General features: G+C 70.4%; 11 protein-coding genes. 7 read left to right on the forward strand and 4 right to left on the reverse strand.

Annotation, left to right across the window (positions count from 1 at the left end):
- Both G6048_RS38340 and G6048_RS38345 read right to left on the reverse strand, forming a co-directional pair.
- Positions 1-1,935: glycoside hydrolase family 36 protein (locus tag G6048_RS38340; RefSeq protein ID WP_328828198.1), on the reverse strand; the 1,935-nt coding region annotated here is incomplete at its 3' end.
- Between the two features lie 79 nt (positions 1,936-2,014).
- A complete protein-coding gene (locus G6048_RS38345; protein WP_165344214.1) occupies positions 2,015-3,040 on the reverse strand; it encodes a LacI family DNA-binding transcriptional regulator in 1,026 nt (341 codons plus the stop codon).
- A 242-nt stretch (positions 3,041-3,282) separates the two neighbouring features.
- Here G6048_RS38345 and G6048_RS38350 point away from each other — a divergent pair, with 242 nt between their 5' ends.
- Positions 3,283-5,742: a CBM35 domain-containing protein gene (locus G6048_RS38350; RefSeq protein WP_165344215.1), complete on the forward strand. Its 2,460-nt coding sequence runs from the start codon at positions 3,283-3,285 to the stop codon at positions 5,740-5,742.
- A 19-nt stretch (positions 5,743-5,761) separates the two neighbouring features.
- Here the strand turns inward: G6048_RS38350 and G6048_RS38355 are convergent, their stop codons facing one another.
- On the reverse strand, positions 5,762-7,993 hold the full coding sequence (locus G6048_RS38355; RefSeq protein WP_165344216.1) for a molybdopterin oxidoreductase family protein: 2,232 nt from the start codon (positions 7,991-7,993) through the stop codon (positions 5,762-5,764).
- A 351-nt stretch (positions 7,994-8,344) separates the two neighbouring features.
- On the opposite strand from G6048_RS38355, the gene G6048_RS38360 reads away from it, so the two are divergent.
- From G6048_RS38360 to G6048_RS38375, 4 genes are all read left to right on the forward strand, one after another.
- Positions 8,345-9,964, forward strand: coding sequence for an amino acid adenylation domain-containing protein (locus G6048_RS38360; protein WP_165344217.1), 1,620 nt, complete (start codon positions 8,345-8,347; stop codon positions 9,962-9,964).
- On the forward strand, positions 9,964-11,268 hold the full coding sequence (locus G6048_RS38365) for a ferredoxin reductase domain-containing protein (protein WP_165344218.1): 1,305 nt from the start codon (positions 9,964-9,966) through the stop codon (positions 11,266-11,268). Before G6048_RS38360 ends, G6048_RS38365 begins: the two co-directional genes overlap by 1 nt.
- A 24-nt stretch (positions 11,269-11,292) precedes the next feature.
- Positions 11,293-12,060 (forward strand): enoyl-CoA hydratase-related protein, encoded by a 768-nt coding sequence (locus G6048_RS38370; RefSeq protein WP_165344219.1) that lies wholly within the window; start codon positions 11,293-11,295, stop codon positions 12,058-12,060.
- 252 nt (positions 12,061-12,312) lie between these two features.
- Positions 12,313-13,926 carry a multicopper oxidase family protein gene (locus G6048_RS38375; RefSeq protein ID WP_206342651.1) on the forward strand — a complete coding sequence of 538 codons (1,614 nt, stop codon included), beginning with the start codon at positions 12,313-12,315 and terminating at the stop codon, positions 13,924-13,926.
- 90 nt (positions 13,927-14,016) lie between these two features.
- Here G6048_RS38375 and G6048_RS38380 read toward each other — a convergent pair whose 3' ends face one another.
- On the reverse strand, positions 14,017-14,754 hold the full coding sequence (locus tag G6048_RS38380; protein WP_165344220.1) for a SanA/YdcF family protein: 738 nt from the start codon (positions 14,752-14,754) through the stop codon (positions 14,017-14,019).
- A 173-nt stretch (positions 14,755-14,927) separates the two neighbouring features.
- Here G6048_RS38380 and G6048_RS38385 point away from each other — a divergent pair, with 173 nt between their 5' ends.
- Positions 14,928-15,830: a sirohydrochlorin chelatase gene (locus tag G6048_RS38385; protein ID WP_165344221.1), complete on the forward strand. Its 903-nt coding sequence runs from the start codon at positions 14,928-14,930 to the stop codon at positions 15,828-15,830.
- A gap of 130 nt (positions 15,831-15,960) precedes the next feature.
- Entirely contained in the window at positions 15,961-17,280 is a 1,320-nt protein-coding gene (locus G6048_RS38390) for a deoxyguanosinetriphosphate triphosphohydrolase (RefSeq protein WP_165344222.1), read from the forward strand.
- Positions 17,281-17,357 lie beyond the last annotated feature (77 nt).

Raw genomic sequence — 17,357 nt, forward strand, 5'->3', positions numbered from 1 at the left:
AACCAGGATCTCGTGGTCGGCCTGGATGCGGGCGGCACTCGTACGCGCGCCGTCCTGCGCCCGCAGATCCCCCCGGATCGACTTGTACGTCGCCACAGCGTCCCGTACCAGCGACAGCTGTCCCGCCGACATCCGGTCGAGGTGCCCGGACAGATGCACCCGCCCAAGCAACGCCGTACCCAACGTGAAGTTGATCTCGTCGTCCGAGAACTCGGGCTGGGGATACGCCCACACAGCCCCCTGCTCCGGCGGCACAGCCGTAGGCGCAGCCGCCGCGATCGGCGGATAGCGGAGCAGATCCTGCTGGTCCGACGTGGACTGCACCTGCGCGACGGCCAAGGACGCGCCATCCATGCGCATACCGCCGGACGCGCAGTTCTCGATCACCAGCGACGGGTGGCGGTCCAGCACCGATGACAGCCAGGACAGCCACGCCCGCGTATGCGAGAGCAGCCCTGGCACGGAGGTGGTGATGTTGTAGTCCAGCTTCAGATAGCCCACACCCCACTCGCCCACGATCCGGTCCACCGCCTCGTCGAGGTGGGCGCGAGCCGCCGGATGCGTCAGGTCCAGCTGGTGGCGGCCCTGTTCGGTGACCCGGACGCCGCCTTCGTGGCGCAGGAAGGCGGCATCCGGAAGCTCGCGCGCGACGGTGCTGCGGACGCCCACGACCTCCGGCTCCAGCCACAGCCCGGGCACCATCCCGCGTGAGCGGATACGGTCGAGCACCGCCCCGAGCCCCCCGCCGGGGAATCGCCCGGCGGACGGCAGCCAGGCGCCGACACTGTCCCACCAGCCCGCCGCGTCATCGTCGTACCAGCCGGTGTCGATACAGAAGTACTCCGCCCCGGCCGAGGCCGCCGCGTCGATCAGCGGCAGCAGCTTCTCGGTGGTCGGGTCGCCCATCAACGTGTTCATGTAGTCGTTGAAGATGACGGGGAGCCGTTCGTGGTCGGGGTGCGGGCGGCGGATGAGACGGCGGTACGTCGTCAGCGCGCCCAGCGCTCCGTCGAAGCAGGTGCCGAGGGCCAGCGCCGCCCACTCGCTGCTGAACTCCCCGCCCGGCTCCAGGACTTCACGCCAGCCGTGCTCGTCCGAGGTCGGCCCGCCGAGCGTCAGATACGTGTGCCCGCCGGCTTCCCCCGCCTCCCAGGACCAGCTCGCCGCGGACTCGATCTGCCACAGCCAACTGCGTTCGTCCGTACGGTGGTTGAGGGCGCCCAACGCCAAGTGTCCGTCGGTGGGCCAGCTGCCCCGCCCGGCCAGGCGCACCGCGGCCCGGCTGTCGTGCTCGTGGACGTCCCGGCCGATGTCGGGCACGGACGTCCGCAGCGGCTCGGCGTACCAACGGCACTCGGCGAGCCAGTCGTTGCGCGCACGGAACACGAGCAGGTCGTCGGGGGAGGGCAGAGCGCCCAGCAGCAGACTGCTGACCGAGCGCACGGTAACCGGCGCGGAGCCGTCGTTGCGGAGCCGTACCCGCGAGCGCAGCACCGGCACCCCGTCGGGCGAGGCGTACTCCGCGAAGACCACCAACTCGCTTGCGGGATCGTGGAGTTCGACGGTCAGACGGTGCCAGCCGTCGTCTTCGTACGTGGCGACGTGTGCCCGGTACCTCAGCCGCGGCCCGAGCGCCGTCCCCGTGAACCGCGGCCCCGAGAATCCCGTACCCTCACCGGCCAACACCAGATCGACCAGCGGCAACGCGGCACGGACCTCGGCATCCTCATCCTTGGGCTCGGGATCACCGGGCCGCGCCAGCCGCAGCAGCTGAGGCGAGTCCCCGCCGACACCGGCGGCCCAGGCGGCCCCGCTCGGCCCGCCGCTCTCATCTGCCCTGCCGTCCCCACCGGCCCCGCCGAAATCGAAGTCGACAGCCAGCTCCGAATGCCCCCAGCGATAGTGCCGTACGCCGTTGCCGTGGTCCTGCGTCACCCGATCTCCCCGCGATAGCCCTGATGACTCATGTCCTGGTGCCGTGATGCCGTGATGCCGTGATCTTCAAGTCAACAAGTCAGCCGATACCCCTGCCGCCCGGCCCCGAACTCTCCCGCACGATCAACTCCGGCTCCGCACAGGGCTCCTGCCCCGGAGCCGACGGATCCAGCAGACGATGCAGCAAGCCGAAACCCGTACGCCCGAGCCCCTCGAAATCCAGCCGCACCGTGGTCAGCGCCGGAGCGAGATACGCGGACGCGGGTGTGTCGTCGAAGCCCACGACGCTCAGCTCGTCCGGCACCCGGCGCCCCGCCTCCCGTGCCGCCCGCAGCATCCCGAGCGCCAGGTCGTCGTTGCCGCACAGTACGGCGGTGGCGTCGGGGTGGCGTTCCAGCAGCCCGCGCGCTGCCAGGTAACCGGAGCGTGGCGTCCAGCCGCCGTCGATCGGTGCGGGTGCGTCGACTCCCGCTTCCCGCAGGGCGTCCAGCCACCCCTCCGTCCGCTGTGCGGTGTGTGCCGTGGACGAGGGGAGGGCGAGGCAGTGCACGGTCGGATGGCCGAGGCCGAGCAGGTGGCGGGTGGCGCGGGTGGCGGCGAGGCGGTCGTCGAGCCATACGTGCCGGGGGTCCGGGTCGTCGCCCGGTGGGCGCTCGACCAGTGCGGTCACGGGTACGTCCGCGGGCAGCAGCTCCAGCGCCCGGACGCCCGCCGCGTCGAAGGCGATGACGATCACGGGCTCGCCGGGGCGTACCAGCCGCGCCCGCAACTCCTCGGCGTCCAGGGCAGCGTGGCGGTCGAGCACGCTGATGGAGACCGCGAACCCCGCCGTGCGGGCGGCCTCCTCGATGCCGCGCAGCGCCGCCGCGTTGCCGTACAGGGAGGTGTCGGAGGTGAGCACGGTCAGGGAGCGGACCGCCTTGCCGGCGAGTTCGCGGGCGGCTCGGTTGGGCCGGTAGCCGAGTTCGCCGATGGCGGTCTGCACCCGTCGGCGGGTGGCTTCGGCGACGCGTTCGTTGCCGTTGATGACGCGCGAGACGGTCTGGTACGAGACGCCGGCCGCGCGGGCGACGTCCCGGATGGTGGGCTCTTGAACGCTCCTCATGTGAACGGTCACTCCCTGGTTACCGCACTGGCTACTTCAGTGTTATCGCTGCTTATTGCTGCAACAGGTGTTGACAGATGTTACTGCGGCGGGAGAATCATGCGCTGATGTGACCGTTCACACAAGAGTCCAGGAGCCGATGGATGACTCGGAGAACGCGCACGACACAAGGGATCACAGGGTTCACAGGGATCAGACGATGGACCACCACGGTCCTCGCGCTCGCATTGATGGGAGGCGCCATGTCGGCGGCCCAGCTGTCCGCGGCCCAGGGCGCGGAACGGGCGGCGCCCCGCCTCTCCGTCGACCTCGCCGACTCCGAGGGGCCGGTGATGCGCGGCGCGAACGGCGCGCTGTACGGGCTCAGCGACGACGGCGTGCCCAGCGACGCCGCGCTGGAACCCCTGAAGGTCACCAGCATCTCGCAGAAGCCGGAGGGCGGCGCCCAGCACCCCAACGGCGACGCCATCACCGTCTCCAAGTCGTTCTTCCGCAACGGCGGCGGCGAGATCAACGTGATGATGCAGGACATCTACGCCAAGTGGCCGTACGAGGACCTGGGCATCGACGACTACCTCCCCAAGGTCGACAAGATCGCCAAGGAGGTGTCGGCCACCCCGAACAGCGACCGCTTCGTCTACATCCCGTTCAACGAGCCCGACCAGATCTGGTACGACCTCGGCGTCTCCGACCAGGCGACGTACGAGAAGAACCGCGACCGGTTCTTCCAGGACTGGAAGACGGTGTACCAGCGGATCCGCGCGATCGACCCGGACGCCAGGATCGCCGGCCCGAACGAAGCCGCGTACCACACACGCCTGTTGAAGGACTTCCTCGCCTTCGCCAAGCGGGAGAACGTACTGCCGCAGATCATGACCTGGCACGAGCTCGGCTCCGGCTCGCTGCGGGACTTCCAGGGGCACTACGACAACTACCGTTCCATCGAGCGGGAGTTGGGCATAGCACCGCTGAAGATCAACATCGATGAGTACGCCAACCGCCGCGATCTGTCCGTGCCGGGCCAACTCGTGCAGTGGGTCTCGATGCTCGAGCGCAACAAGGTGTACGGCAACATGGCCTACTGGGACGCCGCGGGCAATCTCAGCGGCCATGTCGCGCGCTCCAACATCCCCAACGGCGGCTGGTGGCTGTTCCGTTGGTACGCGGGCCTGACCGGCGACACCGTCAAGGTGACCCCGCCGCAGGCCAACACCATCGACACGCTCCAGGGGCTCGCCTCGTACGACACGAAGCGCCGGCAGGCGCAGGTGGTGCTCGGCGGCGCGGCGGGCGACGCGGACGTCGTCGTCAAGAGCGTCGACCGCAAGGTCTTCGGGTCCTCGGTGACCGCGACCGTGGCGGAGGCGGCCTGGTCCGGGTACGAGGGCGCGCACGCGGCGCCTCAGGTGCTCAAGCGCGTGAAGCTGAAGGTGGCGAAGGACGGCACGGTCACCGTTCCGCTCACCGGGATGCGGAAGATGTCGGCGTACCGCGTCGTCCTCAACCCGGCCGGCTCCGGCACGCCCGCCACGCCCTCCGCCCCCTGGTCGGCGTCGTACGAGGCGGAGGACGCGGCGATCACCGGCGGCCAGGTCTACACCCAGGGCACGGTGTCCAACGCCAACGGGTACGCCGCCTCCGGCACCCAGGACGTCGGCTCGCTCAACACCGCTTCCAGCAAGGTGGACTTCAGGGTCTCGGTGCCGCGCACGGGGACGTACGACCTGGGGATCCTGTACGGCAACCAGAGCGGAACGCCCGCCACGCAGAAGCTCTCCGTGGACGGCGGTACGGCGACGACCGTGACGTATCCCTCGACGGAGAACTGGACGTACCGCGCCCTGAAGACCGTCCCCGTCTCCCTCACGGCGGGCAGCCACACGCTGACGCTGGCCAAGGACAGCAAGGAGGTGACGCTGGACCGCGTCGACCTGACCGCGCAGACCACACCTTCGGCACGGTACGAGGCCACGCTCGCGGACATCTCGGGCAAGCCGACGTACGACTATGGGAGTTCGGCCGGCACCGGGACGGGAACCCTGCGGCTCGGCTCCGGCGACAAGGCGGTCTTCGACGTGTACGCGCCGCGCGACGGCTACTACACGCTGACCTCGCGGGCCTCGGCGGCCGTGAAGCTGTCCCTGCACGGTCAGTCGGTGACGGCACCGCCCGACCGGGCGCTGCGGTTGTACCTGGTCGCGGGCAACAACCGGGTGACGGCGACCGGTTCGGGCGTCGGACTGCGCTCGCTGGACGTGTCGGGGGCGGGCTCGTCCTCGGGCACGCTCGCCTACGAGGGCTCCGACGCGACCCTGGCCGGGGAAGCACGTCTGGAGTCCTCGTCGTACGCCTCGGCGGGCTCGTTCATCGGCTGGCTGGGCAACTCGGCGGCGAGTACGGCGCAGTTCACGGTCGACGCCCCCAAGGCGGGCCGCTACATGCTGGTCATCTCGTACGCCAACAACGACCGCCGCGACAACGGCCACGCCTACAACACGGACATCGTGTCCCGCACGGCGGACGTCACGGTCGGCGACACCACGCGGAAGGTGACCTTCAAGAACACGTGGGGCTGGGACGACTACTGGACGGTGGGGGTTCCGGTCGACCTGAAGAAGGGTGCGAACGTGGTGACGTTCGCCAACGCGTCGGCTTGGGCGCCGAACATCGACCGGGTGGAACTGGCGCCAGTACTGGGTTAGTTGGTGCGATACCGCGCCCCTACGGGGCGAGCTCCACGCGTACCGCGCACGCCTTGAACTCCGGCATGCGGGACGTCGGGTCGAGGGCCGGGTTGGTCAGTGTGTTGGCCCGGCCCTCGCCCGGCCAGTGGAAGGGCATGAAGACCGTGTCCGGGCGGATCGAGGTGGTGATCCGCGCGGGCGCGGTCGCGCGTCCGCGCCGGGAGACGACGGCCAGCGGGTCGCCTTCCTTCGCGCCGAGCCGCTCGGCGAGCCTCGGGTGCAGTTCCACGAAGGCGCTGGGGGCGGCGGCGTTCAGCTCGTCGACCCGCCGGGTCTGCGCCCCCGACTGGTACTGCGAGACGACGCGTCCGGTGGTCAGCAGCACCGGATACTCGTCATCGGGCTCCTCGGCAAGCGGCCGATGCGTCACGGTGACGAACCGGGCGCGGCCGTCGGGGGTGGCGAAACGGTCGAGGAAGAGGCGGGGGGTGCCGGGGTGGGCGGCGGCTGCGGCCCTGGGCTCGGCCTCGCTCGCGGGGTCGTCCGGCCAGAGGTCGAGGGCCGCGTCCTCGCCGTCCTGGGCCGTGGCGCTCGCGGTGCCGGGCAGGGGCTTGCTTGCCGGGGGTGCGGGGGTGCCGGCGTCCGCCTGCTGGGGCTCGGGAGCCTCAGCCGGGCACGGCCAGAACACTCCGTTCTCCTCCGCCAGGCGGCGATACGTAATCCCCGAGTAGTCGGCGGGACCGCCCGCGCTCGCCCGGCGGAGCTCCTCGAAGATCTCCTCCGCGTCCGTCGGGAAGCCCTTTTCCACGCCCAGGCGGGAGGCGAGTTCGTGCATGACCTCCAGGTCGCTGCGGACGTCCTCCGGCGGAGTGATCGCCCGGCGGCGGAGCAGGACGCGGCCTTCCAGGTTCGTCATCGTGCCCGTTTCCTCCGCCCACTGGGTGACCGGGAGGACCACGTCCGCCAGGGCCGCCGTCTCGGAGAGCACCACGTCACAAACGGCCAGGAAATCAAGCGACTTGATGCGTTCCTCGATGTGCGCGGCACGCGGCGCCGACACCACCGGGTTCGAAGCCATCAGCAGCAGCGAGCGGATGTCCGTACCGAGAGCGTCGAGGAGCTCGTACGCGCTGCGGCCGGGGCCCGGAAGCGAGTCCGGGTCCACGCCCCAGACCTCGGCCACATGGCGGCGGGCCGCCGGGTCGTCGAGCTTGCGGTAACCGGGCAACTGGTCGGCCTTCTGCCCGTGTTCACGGCCGCCCTGCCCGTTGCCCTGCCCGGTCAGACAGCCGTAGCCGGACAGCGGACGCCCGGCACGGCCCGTGGCCAGGCACAGGTTGATCCACGCGCCCACCGTGTCCGTACCCTTCGACTGCTGCTCGGGCCCGCGCGCGGTGAGCACCATCGCGGACTCCGGCTCACAGAACAGCCGTACCGTCTCCCGGAGTTGAGGCACGGATACCCCCGTGATCCGCTCCACCAGCTCCGGCCAGTGCGCCATCGCCGCGGCCCGCGCCTCCTCCCAGCCGCTCGTACGCTCCTGGATATACGCCTCGTCCGTCCGCCCCTCCGCCACCACCAGGTGCAGCAGGCCGAGCGCGAGGGCGAGATCCGTACCCGGGCGAGGGGCGAGGTGCAGATCCGCCTGCTCGGCGGTCCGGGTGCGGCGCGGGTCGATGACGATCAGCTTGCCGCCGTTGGCCTTGAGCTCGGTGAGGTAGCGCAGCGCGGGCGGCATCGTCTCGGCGAGGTTCGAGCCGACGAGGATGACGCAGCCGGTCTTCGGAATGTCCTCCAGCGGGAACGGCAGCCCCCGGTCCAGACCGAACGCCTTGATCCCGCCGGCCGCCGCGGACGACATGCAGAAACGTCCGTTGTAGTCGATCTGCGAGGTGCCGAGCACGACGCGGGCGAACTTCCCGAGCGTGTACGCCTTCTCGTTGGTCAGCCCGCCGCCGCCGAACACCCCGCACGCGTCCGGGCCATGCTCCGTACGCGTGCGGGACAGCGCGTCGGCGATCCGGCCGAGCGCTTCTTCCCAGGTGGCGGGCTCCAGAACACCGGCGTTCCGGACGAGCGGGGTCGTCAGGCGGACGCTCGATGAGAGCACCGCGGGCGCCGTACGGCCCTTGCCGCACAGCGCGCCACGGTTCACCGGGAAGTCCGGGCGCTCGACCACCGCGACGCTCCCGTCCTGCTCGGGCGTGAGATTCATTCCGCACTGCAGGGCGCAGTACGGGCAGTGGGTGGGCGTCACGGTGTTCTGCATACCGTCCAGCGTGCGTCGCACGTGTTACGCACCGCAACGCGTCCCGTTACACGGCAGGCACGGGGACCTCCCCGCCGGGGCTCAGGCGGCGTGAGGGGCCGGAAGCGCTATGCGTGTGGTTCCTGTCGTCTGCCTGTTCAGAAGCTGTCGATGTGCTGTCAGTCCAGTCATGTGACTTGTTTTGCCAGTGACGCGGACCACATTGAACGTTGAAGCTGTTCGGGTCGCCATCGCGCACATGCGGTGCGGCCCGCAACAGCTTCGGACGGCGTTCGGCATGTCGAACGCCGTGCGTCAGTGTTCAGTCGCCCGAGGCACCTTCTCCCCACACAGCCAGGAGGTCTGTGAAGCATGCCCCTGAGCCATCTGTCCCCCCAAGACAGGGCCCTTTTCTGGCAGTTCGGCCAAGGTCCTGAAGTTCCCGTCCCCGACCCCCTCGTCCACCACGCCGTCGAACGGCGAGCCGCCACGGCGCCGGACGCCGTCGCCGCCGAGCACCAGGGCACGACGATCACGTACGGCGAGCTCAACCGCCGTGCCGACCGGCTCGCGGCCAGGCTCGTACGGGAAGGCGTACGGCCCGGCGATCACGTCGGCCTCTTCGTACGCCGCTCCATCCCGATGCTCGTCGGACTGCTCGGCACGCTGAAGGCCGGCGCCGCGTACGTCCCGCAGGACATCGGCCTCACCCCCGCCGCCCAGTTACGGCACGTCATCCGTACCGCCGGAACGCGGGTCGTCCTCACTCAGACAGAGCACACGCTGCGGGTGCCTCTGCCTGAATCCGGACACCGGCTGATCACGCTGGACGACGATGACCTCGCCGCTCAGGGGCCGGTCCGGCTCGAGCGGCCCTTACGTCCCGACGACGGGTGCTACGTCCTCTTCACCTCCGGCACGACCGGCAAGCCCAACGGCGTGAAGGTCACCCACCGCAACGTCGCCAACATCCTCCTCACCGCGCCCGGCGACCTCGGCATCCGCCCCGGCGACCGGGTCGCCCAGCTCCTCAACATCGCCTTCGACATGGCCGCCTGGGAGATCCTCGGCTGCCTCGCCCACGGCGGCACGCTCGTCGTCCGCGGCAAGGACGTCGCGGCGGCGGCCCGTACGGCGGACGTGCTGATCGCGACCCCGACGGTGCTGTCCGGGATCGACCCGGCGAGCTGCCCCCATGTCCGGACGGTGGCAGTCGCGGGGGAGCCGTGCCCGCGCCCGCTCGCGGACGCCTGGGCCCGGCGGTCCGCGTTCCACAACTCCTGCGGCCCCACGGAGACGACCATCGTCAACACGATGCGCCGCCACCACGTGGACGACCCGCTGCTCACGATCGGCCGGCCCACCCCCAACAACACGGTGTACGTCCTCGACGAGCACAGGCGTGCGCTGCCCATCGGGGAGGTCGGCGAGATGTGGGCCGGCGGCGACTGCGTATCGGCGGGCTATTTGGCGAGCGACCGCCTGAACGCCGAGCGCTACGCCCCCGACCCCTTCCTCGGCGGCGGACGCCGGATGTTCCGTACCCGCGACCTCGGCCGCTGGACGCCCGACGGCGAACTCGAGCACCTCGGCCGTACGGACGACCAGGTCAAGGTCCGCGGCTTCCGCGTCGAACTGGACTCCGTCTCCTCGGTACTGGAGTCGGTGGCGGGCTGCTCCCGCGCCGTCACGCTCAAGCGGGACGCCCGCAGCCTGGTCTCCTTCGTCTGCCCGGCCGACGTCGACCCGGACACGGCCAGGAACGCGGTGGCCGACGCGCTGCCGTACTACTGCGTTCCGGCCGCGGTCCTCCCGCTGGCCGCACTGCCGGAGACGGACCGGGGCAAGGTCGACCGGGCGGCACTGCTGCGGCTGGCGACGGAGCGGGAGGCCGTGCGCGAGGCCCCGCGCGAGCCCTCGCGGGCGGCGACGGTTCATGGTGAGGGGGCACCCTTGCTGCCGGTGTCGGCAGTGCGAGAGGGGGCGGCCTGATGACCTCGTCCGTTGAGACCTCGTCCGTTGAGACCTCGTCCGTTGAGACGTCGTCCGCTCCCGCGGATATCGCCGAGCTCCCTCCGCTCACCTCCGCACCCCGTCGCCTCCTCAAGCACCCCCGCCTGATGCACTACAACCGCCTGGCGGCCCTGGTACTTCTCGCCAACCTGGCCTTCTTGGCAGCGAGTTGGGCCCCGAGCGCCGAAACCATCGGCTACGCGTCCCTCGTGAACCTCGCGCTCGCCGTGGTCGTACGCCAGCAGTACGTCATCAACCTCTTCTTCCGGCTGGCGACCTGGGCGCCGACGAGCTGGCCGTTGAAGGTGCGGTGGACGCTCGGCAAGGTGTACCACTTCGGCGGACTGCACGTGGGCGGGGCACTGGCGGGAGCGGTGTGGTTCCTCGCGGGGGCGGTCGTGGTGACCGTCGAAGGCGCCAACGCACCACTCATCACGGCGAGTTGGATACTCGTCGCGCTGCTCGTCGGCATCGTCGCCACCGCCCTGCCGCCCTTCCGCTCCCGCTTCCACGACCACTTCGAGAAGATCCACCGCTTCGGCGGCTGGACGGCGCTCGCACTGTTCTGGACGCACACGCTGCTGGGCGCCCAGGGCCCGCTCGCCCTCGGGGTACTGGCCGTGGTCACCTTCAGCGTCGCCCTGCCCTGGCTGCGGCTGCGCAAGGTGGACGTACGGATCGAACGGCCCTCCTCGCACGTCGCGTTGGCCCGTTTCAACCACGGCGTGACGCCCTTCGCAGGGTCCTCCACCGCCATCAGTCGCAGCCCGCTGAAGGAGTGGCACTCCTTCGCCAACGTGCCCTCACCCGGCCGGCCCGGCTTCCGGCTGACCATCTCGCGCGCGGGCGACTGGACGGGCTCGTTCATCGACGACGCGCCCCCGAAGGTCTGGGTCAAGGGCATCACCACGGCCGGGGTCGCCAATATCGAGACCCTGTTCAGCAAGGTGATCTACGTCGCCACCGGCAGCGGCATCGGTCCCTGCCTGCCCCATCTGCTGGCCGCCGAGGTGCCCTCACGGCTCGTGTGGGCGACGCGCGACCCCCGTAAGACCTATGGCGACGAACTGGTCGACGAGATCCTCGCCGTCCAGCCGCACGCACTGGTCTGGGACACCTCGCAGCACGGCAAACCGGACATGGTGCGGCTCGCGTACACCGCGTACCGCGACTTCGGTGCCGAAGCCGTCATCTGCATCTCCAACAAGAAGCTGACCTGGCAGGTCGTGCACGGTCTCGAACGGCGCGGCATTCCCGCGTACGGCGCGATCTGGGACTCGTAACGGACTGTCTGGAAAGGGAAGTTGATGAACACCCTCAAGATCGAACGCCACGGCCGCGTCGTCACCGTACGACTCCACCGGCCGCACGTCCTGAACGCCCTCAGCGGCGAGTTGCTGGCCGAACTCCTGGACGCACTGCGCCCGTTGGACCGAGACCCGGAGGTCGGCTGCTTTGTCGTCACCGGTTCGGAGAAGGTCTTCGCGGCCGGTGCGGACATCAAGGAGATGGCCGGGAAGTCGGCCGTGGACATGGCCGCGGAGGACTACTTCGCGGGCTGGGAGGAGTTCGCCGGATTCCGTACGCCGAAGATCGCGGCCGTCAACGGCTATGCGCTGGGCGGCGGTTGCGAACTCGCGATGATGTGCGACCTGATCATCGCGGGCGAGTCGGCGGTATTCGGCCAGCCGGAGATCAAACTCGGCGTGATCCCCGGCATCGGCGGCACCCAGCGGCTGACCCGCATGGTCGGCCGCGCCAAGGCAATGGACCTGATCCTCACCGGCCGCACGATGGACGCCCGCGAGGCGGAGACCTCGGGCCTCGTGTCGCGGGTCGTCCCCGACGACCGGGTCCTCGCCGAGGCGACGGAAGCCGCCGAGACCATCGCCTCCTACGGCCGCCCGGCCGTCACGGCGGCCTGGGAGTCGGTCGACCGGGCTCTGGAGACCGGCCTGCGCGACGGGCTGCTCTTCGAACGGCGCGTGTTCCATGCCCTGTTCGCGACGGAGGACCAGCGGGAGGGGATGAGCGCGTTCATGGAGAAAAGGGCGCCTGTTTTCAAGGGGCGCTGACGGGCGAGTCCGGCGAGTTGGGTGAGCCGGGTGAGTTGCCCCGGTGGTCGGGGTGAGCTCATCCGGTGAGCGGGGGCGGAGGACGGGGTTTTCGGTCCGCCGCCCCCGCGTCATGTGCGGGTTGTGGGTCCGGGTCCCGTAGGGGGAAGGCGGGGGTCGGGTCAGGGCGGTGCCCGGATGTCCGGGGTGCCCTCGGACCGAGATCGTCGAAGCATGACGACATCGGGGACGAGGACGACAGGGACGAGAGGGATGCTCGGCACGGAGGGCGGGAGCGGCGAGGGGAGTGCGGCCGGGAAGAAGGCAGGGAAGAAGAAGGGGCGCCGTACGCTCAAGCGGGTTCTGGTCACCCTTGTCACGGTCGTGGCCGTTCTGCTCGCCGCGTTCGGTGGATGGATGGCGTGGCTGTGGAGCAGCGCCGATGTCAGCACGGTGGGCAAGGGCTCCTTCGGCAATGAGCTCGCCATCCCGCCGCTCGCCGAACCGAGCCGGGTCAAGGCGGACGGCACCAAGGTCTTCGACCTCGAGATGCGCGCCGGCGAGAAGGAGTTCAGGCCGGGACAGCGGACCAAGACCTGGGGCTTCAACGGCGACTACCTCGGCCCCACCCTGCGTGCCGAACGCGGCGACAAGGTCGAGGTCAGAGTGCGCAACACGCTGGACGAGCCGTCGACCGTGCACTGGCACGGTATGCATCTGCCCGCGCGGATGGACGGCGGTCCGCATCAGATGGTGCGGCCGGGCGGCACATGGACGCCGTCATGGAAGATCGACCAGCCCGCAGCCACCCTCTGGTACCACCCGCATCCCCACGGTCGGACCGAGCGGCACGTCCAGCGTGGCCTCGCCGGGATGTTCCTCCTCGACGACGAGAAGTCCTCCGCCCTGCCGCTGCCGAAGAAGTACGGCGTCGACGATCTGCCCGTCATCGTGCAGGACGTCAAGTTCGACGGTGCCAGGTTCGATCATGGACGCGGCATGATGCAGGACGTTGGCTTCCTCGGCGACCGCACCATGGTCAACGGCACCCTCGACCCGCACCGAGAAGTACGGGACGAACTGGTGCGGCTGCGGCTGCTCAACGCCTCGACGGCCCGGACGTACTCCTTCGGCTTCGACGACAACCGCCGCTATACGCAGATAGCGACCGACGGCGGCCGCCTGGAACGCCCCGTGCGGACCGAGCGGCTGCAGCTCTCGCCCGGGGAGCGCGCCGAGATCGTCGTACGGATGCGGGCCGGCGAGCGCACCAGCCTGCGCAGCTTCCCGCAGGACAACTACGGGGACGCCTGGAACACCCGGTTCGGCGGGGGCGACGACTCCTTCGACATCCTGCAACTACGGGCCGCGGCGACGCTCCGCCCCTCGCCCGAACTGCCGCAGAAGCTGGATGAGTTGGAGGTGCCGGACGGTTCGGACGCCGTACGGGCCCGGCACTTCGACCTGAAGAGGTCGGGGATCAACGATCGCAAGATGGCCATGGATCGAATAGACGAGACGGTCACCAGGGGCACCACCGAGACCTGGACCGTGCGCAACACCAACGGCATGCCGCACAACTTCCATGTCCACGATGTGCAGTTCCGCGTCCTGGAGGTGAACGGAAAGACCCCGCCGCCACAACTGCGAGGCCCCAAGGACACCGTCTTCCTGCCGCACGGTACGACGATGAAGCTGGCGCTGAGCTTCGAGGGCCCGGCCGACCCGGACACCCCGTACATGTACCACTGCCATCTCCTCTACCACGAGGACGAGGGCATGATGGGCCAGTTCGCGGTGGTCGAGAAGGGCCGGCGGGCCGGGCAGCCGGACGCCGGTGGAGCCGGTGGAGCCGGTGGTGGACAGGACGCGCACGCGGGACATTGATGTGCGGCCATGACGTCGGGGCGACGGGGACGACGGGCGACGGGAGCGACGGGGACGGAACGACTGCGAGAGGCGTGCCTCGGCTACCGGCTACCTGGCCGTTGCCAGGGCTTGCGACACCCCAGGCTCCTCCGGACCCAGGAACCGCGGATCGGGCTCGAACACCGCCTCCGTCGCCGCCTTGCTCGCCGCGAAGAGCTCCCGGACGGCGCCGTAGTACCAGACCCCGTCACGCCGGTCGCCCTGCGCGGGGACGCCGTACGACGTGACGCCCGCCTCTTCGCACAGGGCCACCGCCCGGCGGATGTGGAAGCCCTGGCTGATGAGCACGGCCTCGTCGACGCCGAAGATCTTCTTGGCGCGGAGGCAGGAGTCCCAGGTGTCGAAGCCGGCGTAGTCGCTGACGATGCGCCGGTCGGGGACACCGCGCTCGGTGAGGTAGGTGCGCATGGTGTCGGGCTCGTCGTAGTCCTCGCGGCTGTTGTCGCCGGTGACCAGGACGACCTCGACACGGCCCGAGCGGTACAGCTCGGCCGCCGCGTCCAGGCGGTGGGCGAGGTACGGGGAGGGCCGCTCGCCCCGCAGTCCGGCGCCGAACACCATCGCCACGTCGGTCCGCGGCACGTCTCGTACGGTTCCCAGCCGGTCGTCCGCCGCCAGGAACAACCACGTCGAAGGGAGCAGGGCCAGTACGCACCCGAGCATCACCGCCTGCACGGTCCGGCGTTGCCCCGTACGGGTGCGCGGCAGCCGAGGTTTCAGCAGCGGAAGGAGGCGCAGCAGCCGCGGTCGACGCAGCCGCAGCCGGTCCGGCCTCAGCTGCAGCATCCGGTATCCTCCCAGGTCAGTGGCCTTGTCGTAGGGAACGTGGGGAAGGGTGATCCGGTTCCCCTCCGGCCCCGGGGCACCTCACGACCGCCCCCGCCCCGCCGTGAACCCCCGGAAAACACCTGTCATTCCCGCGCAACGGGGCGGCAACGTCGTACCGCCACCATCAGTTCATGACGGCGTCGAACACTCCTCGCGACGAGTCCACCACACGCCCCGGTGGCCAGCACCTCCGGGGCGCTCACCTCGACAGTACGGCGCAACTCATGAACCGGATCACCAGCCAGCTCGGCAGCCAGCTCAGCCTCGTCTCGCCCGACGGGACGCGGCGTTCCGCGCCGCCCGCGCTGGTCCTGGTGGGCCATGGCAGCCGTGACCCGCGGGCGCTGAGCACGATCCGTGCCCTCATCGAGAAGGTCCGCGAGCTGCGCCCCTCCACGCCCGTGCACCTCGGCCACATCGAGCTGAACGAGCCCCTGCTGCCCGACACGCTCGCCTCCCTCGGCACCGGCGACGCGGTCCTCGTACCGCTGCTGCTCAGCCGCGGCTACCACGTCAAGCAGGACATCCCGGAGGCCGCGGCCGCTTCCCCGGCGAACACCAGGGTCGCCGCGCCGCTCGGCCCCCACCCGCTGCTCGTGGAGACGCTGCACGAGCGGCTCGTAGAGGCCGGCTGGCGAACGCGGATGACGGACACCGACCGCCGGAGCAGCGGAATCGTGCTGGCCGCCGCCGGATCCCGCGACCCCGAAGCGGCCATCGACACCCGCCGCACCGCAGGTCTCCTGGCCGAGCGCCTCGGCGTCCCGGTCATCCCCGCCTACGCCTCCGCCGCCGCACCCACCGTCCCGCACGCAGTCCGCGCGCTAGCAGCCCGAGGCCGCCACCGCATAGCGATCGCCTCATACTTCACGGCCCCCGGCCGCTTCTCCACCGAGTGCGCCGAGGCGGCCCCCTGGATAGCGGCGGCCCCACTGGGCGCCCACCTGGCAATGGCCCGCCTGGTCCTACACCGCTACGACCAGGCACTGGCGGCTCAGACCACTACGGCGGCACCTCAACTGGCGTCCGCCTGAAGCTGGGGTTCGCTTGAAGACTCCGGGCGAGGGCAGCGCCCCGTAAGGGGCGCGGGGCCGTGACACATGCGGCTCCGCCGCGATGGGGCTGGCAGCGCCAATTGTCACCGCCGACGCATAATGTCGAGACATGGAAGGCACCGCACCCGCCACCGCCCAGCCGTACGAGAACCACCTCCCGCCCCCCGGCTACGACCCGACGTCAGTCGAACGCTGGGCCGGTGAACCCGACAAGCGGCCCGGCCGCACCGCCTTTCAACGCGACCGCGCCCGCGTACTGCACTCCGCCGCACTGCGCCGCCTCGCGGGCAAGACCCAGGTCGTCACGCCCGGCACCAGGAGTGAGGCCTGGGACGCCAGCCCCCGTACGAGGCTGACGCACTCCCTGGAGTGCGCCCAGGTAGGCCGCGAGCTGGGCGCCGCCCTCGGCTGTGACCCGGACCTCGTAGAGGCGGCCTGCCTCTCCCACGACCTGGGCCACCCGCCCTTCGGGCACAACGGCGAACAGGCCCTGAACGAGTTCGCACAGGACTGCGGCGGCTTCGAGGGCAACGCGCAGTCCCTGCGCCTGCTGACCCGCATCGAGCCCAAGCGCTTCCAAAGAAGCGAGGAAACAGGCGACTTCGTCAGCGTCGGCCTCAATCTCACCCGCGCCGCCCTCGACGCCGCCACCAAGTACCCCTGGCCGCGCGGCGCCCACCCCACCGACCCCGCGTCACCCAAGTTCGGGGTCTACGACGACGACCGTCCGGTCTTCGACTGGGTCCGCAAGGGCGCCCCCGACGACCGCACCTGCTTCGAGGCCCAGGTCATGGACTGGTCCGACGACGTGGCGTACTCCGTGCACGACGTCGAGGACGGACTGCACGCGGGCCATATCGACCCCGGCTGCCTGTACGCGGAGCCCGAGCGGCAGTCGGTCTTCGCGGTGGCGATCGGCCGGTACGTATCCGCCGACACCGACCCCGCCGAGCTGGCCGAAGCGCTCGACAGGCTCCTCGCCGAGGAGTGGTGGCCGCACGGCTACGACGGAACGGCCGTAGCGCAGGCCCGCCTGAAGGACGCCACGAGCCAGCTCATCGGCCGCTTCTGCCTGGCCGCGGAGGGCGCCACCCGGACGGCGTATGGCACGGGACGGCTCACGCGGTACGCCGCCGAGCTGGTCGTACCGAGAAGCGCGCGCCTGGAGTGCGCGGTCCTCAAGGCGGTAGCCGACCGGTACGTCATGCAGCGCGCCGAACAGGAGCGACTGCGCGCCGACCAGCGGATCGTGGTAGCCGAACTGGCCGAGGCGCTAACGGCCCGCGCCCCCGACGGCCTGGACCCCCAGTTCCGCGCCCTGTACGACGAGGCCCCGGACGACAGAGCACGCAAGCGAGTGCTCGTAGACCAGATCGCCTCGCTGACGGACGCGTCGGCGCGCTCATTGCACGCACGGCTGACGAATTAAGCCCGTCTGGGGGTACCTCCCAGCGGTAGCTGGGGGAGTTTGAGGACGAGGCCGAAGGCCGATACGGGGGTCTGGGG

It is taken from the genome of Streptomyces ureilyticus (assembly GCF_011045025.1).
GTDB lineage: Bacteria > Actinomycetota > Actinomycetes > Streptomycetales > Streptomycetaceae > Streptomyces > Streptomyces ureilyticus.

Excerpts from the sequence above, each read along its gene's own strand:
- G6048_RS38385 (WP_165344221.1), top strand. The coding sequence starts at position 14,928 with ATGACGGCGTCGAACACTCCTCGCGACGAGTCCACCACACGCCCCGGT.
- G6048_RS38380 (WP_165344220.1), bottom strand. The coding sequence starts at position 14,754 with ATGCTGCAGCTGAGGCCGGACCGGCTGCGGCTGCGTCGACCGCGGCTG.
- G6048_RS38345 (WP_165344214.1), bottom strand. The coding sequence starts at position 3,040 with ATGAGGAGCGTTCAAGAGCCCACCATCCGGGACGTCGCCCGCGCGGCC.
- G6048_RS38390 (WP_165344222.1), top strand. The coding sequence starts at position 15,961 with ATGGAAGGCACCGCACCCGCCACCGCCCAGCCGTACGAGAACCACCTC.
- G6048_RS38360 (WP_165344217.1), top strand. The coding sequence starts at position 8,345 with ATGCCCCTGAGCCATCTGTCCCCCCAAGACAGGGCCCTTTTCTGGCAG.
- G6048_RS38370 (WP_165344219.1), top strand. The coding sequence starts at position 11,293 with ATGAACACCCTCAAGATCGAACGCCACGGCCGCGTCGTCACCGTACGA.
- G6048_RS38375 (WP_206342651.1), top strand. The coding sequence starts at position 12,313 with ATGCTCGGCACGGAGGGCGGGAGCGGCGAGGGGAGTGCGGCCGGGAAG.
- G6048_RS38365 (WP_165344218.1), top strand. The coding sequence starts at position 9,964 with ATGACCTCGTCCGTTGAGACCTCGTCCGTTGAGACCTCGTCCGTTGAG.
- G6048_RS38355 (WP_165344216.1), bottom strand. The coding sequence starts at position 7,993 with ATGCAGAACACCGTGACGCCCACCCACTGCCCGTACTGCGCCCTGCAG.
- G6048_RS38350 (WP_165344215.1), top strand. The coding sequence starts at position 3,283 with ATGTCGGCGGCCCAGCTGTCCGCGGCCCAGGGCGCGGAACGGGCGGCG.